The organism is Marinobacterium sp. MBR-111, assembly GCF_040547585.1.
Lineage (GTDB): Bacteria > Pseudomonadota > Gammaproteobacteria > Pseudomonadales > Balneatricaceae > Marinobacterium > Marinobacterium iners.
This window is the reverse complement of the sequence record NZ_JBEPQA010000069.1, coordinates 1-2,032: the sequence shown is the minus strand read 5'-3', so window position 1 is coordinate 2,032 and position 2,032 is coordinate 1. Positions and strand designations below refer to the sequence as shown.

The window sequence follows — 2,032 nt, the reverse complement described above, 5'->3', positions numbered from 1 at the left end:
GCGACTGCTGCCCTGGAATGTTGAACTGGAGCGGACTTCAAAAAAAGTGGCGCAGTACAGTTAAGGGCAAGTGGGTCGTTTTAACGGCGGTTACCGAATTGCTGTGCAGCCTCACGCACACCACCCATCTTTTGAATGGTTTCACTTATTTTATTAACGATTAACTGAAATGCCGGCGCAACCTCAGCAGTAACATTATTAAAAAAACCTCCAAATATTGTGCTTAGTTTTGTTTTTGCATCGTTATACGCTTCAACAGCCGCCGCTTGCTGTCTTGTGATACCTACACCAAGGGCATCGAACTCTTTGCCAAGATCCTGAAGGTTGGCGGCAAAAGTGTTTACCAGACCAACACCTTCGGTATCAAAAATCCTCATAGCAAGCTTGATCCGATCTCCCTGTACTGGGATGCCTTTCATCGCTTCAGCTATCGCGTAAAACTGCTGGTCAGGCGACATGCTCGCCAGCTTTTCTGCATCCAGCCCAAGCTCAGCAATAGCCTTTTTAGCCTCGCCTGTCCCGTCGGCGGCTTCCGCCACGCGCCGAGTCATACGCTGTAGAGCGGTTCCAAGTGTATCCTGTGACACACCTGTCAATTCAGCCTGGTATTCAAGGCGCTGAAGCGCAACAGTCCCCAATCCAAGCTTGTCCGCCTTTTTCGCCAAGGCATCTAATTGGGCAGCCTGCCTCTCTACTATTGCAACAAGCCCCGTACCAGCTGCACCAGCGGCAGCAACAGCCCCAAAAAAAGCAATGCCAGCCTTTGAGGCAATGCTCTTCATGGAGCCAGCCCACTCTTTGGCGCTGTTTTTTGTGGTTTTGAGCTGCTCAACCAGCTGGGCAGAATTGGCGCCCAGCGTCACCACCAGCGTGGCCAAATTTGCCTTGCTCATTACTTCTCTCCCAGCTGCCGTTCTATCCAGTCAGCCTGCTCTGAAGGGGTGCGCATCGACTGCATCAGCAAGTCTCTGTATTCCTGATCTTCCTGAATGCGCCGAAACTCAATCCATTCCAGTATTTCGTCAGGCGGGTATTCCTGCTCTACCTGCCTGACGCTTTTTCCGTGCCGGTCCGCCAGCTGGAATAAAAACATTCTGTGCGGCCGGATCAGGAGTTTTTTCCGATCTCCTCAAACTGTGTTGTCAGTACCGGATTAAGACCTGCTGCGGCCTCCCACACACGGGTTAACGGAGCCTCTGACTTTTGTTCGAGCGCTTCTATGTCATCGACTGTAAATAGCTGCTCTCGCGTGTCAGGATCAATAATGCTGATTGCCGCAAATACGGCACGCAGGTTAATATCCTTTTCACGGTTTTTGAAAACATAGGTATCAAACTGATCCCGTTGTTTTGCACTCCATGTTATGACAGTTACAACACCGCCCTTTTTCCATTCTGATACTTGCACGGTTTTTGTCTTGCGGTCATTTGACCCCAGTATTTCATCACGCGTCAGATTTGCCATACCAACCTCTTATTATCCAGATTATTAGGGTGTTGCCGGTGTGAAGTTTTCAACCTTGACGACATCGCCACTTACACGAACATTGATAGTCGATTTATAACGGTTATCGATCTCGCCGTTTTCAAACGGGAAGTTTTTCACGTAAGCATCAAACACTCGGGCTGTTCCGTTAGGCAGAAGCCAGCTCACCTTCCGCTTCTCACCTGACTGATACACAGCTTCAAGCTCTTGCTGTCCAGGATCATCAGGCTCATGGAACATGGCCAATGACACAGAGCCATAGCGTTTGATGCCAAGCGCTACAACCTCTGCCTCGTCCAGAAGGGTTGTTTCATCAATTTCTGCGCGTTCGCCATCAAGCCCCGAGATGGAAGTGTGGCCCTTGATTTCAATATCCGTTGTACCTGCAGCATCACGGATATAAATACGGGTGTTAAGTGTTGGGATTGGCATTTTGATACCTCGCTTGTTTGCTATCACCTGATTCCGTGACTTAAAACTCAGCTTCGCATCTCCACACACCTGTAACCACGCGGCCTGCGGCGGTAATATGGACGCCATTCTCGAT

At 49.8% G+C, this 2,032-nt stretch carries 4 protein-coding genes; all 4 read right to left on the bottom strand.

The window, feature by feature from the left end; all coding sequences use genetic code 11:
- Positions 1-80 precede the first annotated feature (80 nt).
- The 4 genes from ABIE61_RS18690 to ABIE61_RS18675 are packed head-to-tail and all read right to left on the bottom strand — an operon-like array spanning position 81 to position 1,917.
- Positions 81-893: a hypothetical protein gene (locus tag ABIE61_RS18690; protein ID WP_354412382.1), complete on the bottom strand. Its 813-nt coding sequence runs from the start codon at positions 891-893 to the stop codon at positions 81-83.
- Complete coding sequence (locus ABIE61_RS18685; RefSeq protein ID WP_354412381.1) at positions 893-1,093, bottom strand: hypothetical protein; 201 nt, start codon at positions 1,091-1,093, stop codon at positions 893-895. The genes ABIE61_RS18690 and ABIE61_RS18685 overlap by 1 nt, the downstream gene beginning before the upstream one ends.
- 14 nt (positions 1,094-1,107) lie before the next feature.
- Complete coding sequence (locus ABIE61_RS18680; RefSeq protein ID WP_206834497.1) at positions 1,108-1,464, bottom strand: hypothetical protein; 357 nt, start codon at positions 1,462-1,464, stop codon at positions 1,108-1,110.
- A 24-nt stretch (positions 1,465-1,488) separates the two neighbouring features.
- Positions 1,489-1,917, bottom strand: a complete 429-nt coding sequence (locus ABIE61_RS18675) for a phage tail tube protein (RefSeq protein WP_354412379.1) — start codon at positions 1,915-1,917, stop codon at positions 1,489-1,491.
- Between the last annotated feature and the right edge of the window lie 115 nt (positions 1,918-2,032).

Excerpts from the sequence above, each read along its gene's own strand:
- ABIE61_RS18690 (WP_354412382.1), bottom strand. The coding sequence starts at position 893 with ATGAGCAAGGCAAATTTGGCCACGCTGGTGGTGACGCTGGGCGCCAAT.
- ABIE61_RS18685 (WP_354412381.1), bottom strand. The coding sequence starts at position 1,093 with ATGTTTTTATTCCAGCTGGCGGACCGGCACGGAAAAAGCGTCAGGCAG.
- ABIE61_RS18680 (WP_206834497.1), bottom strand. The coding sequence starts at position 1,464 with ATGGCAAATCTGACGCGTGATGAAATACTGGGGTCAAATGACCGCAAG.
- ABIE61_RS18675 (WP_354412379.1), bottom strand. The coding sequence starts at position 1,917 with ATGCCAATCCCAACACTTAACACCCGTATTTATATCCGTGATGCTGCA.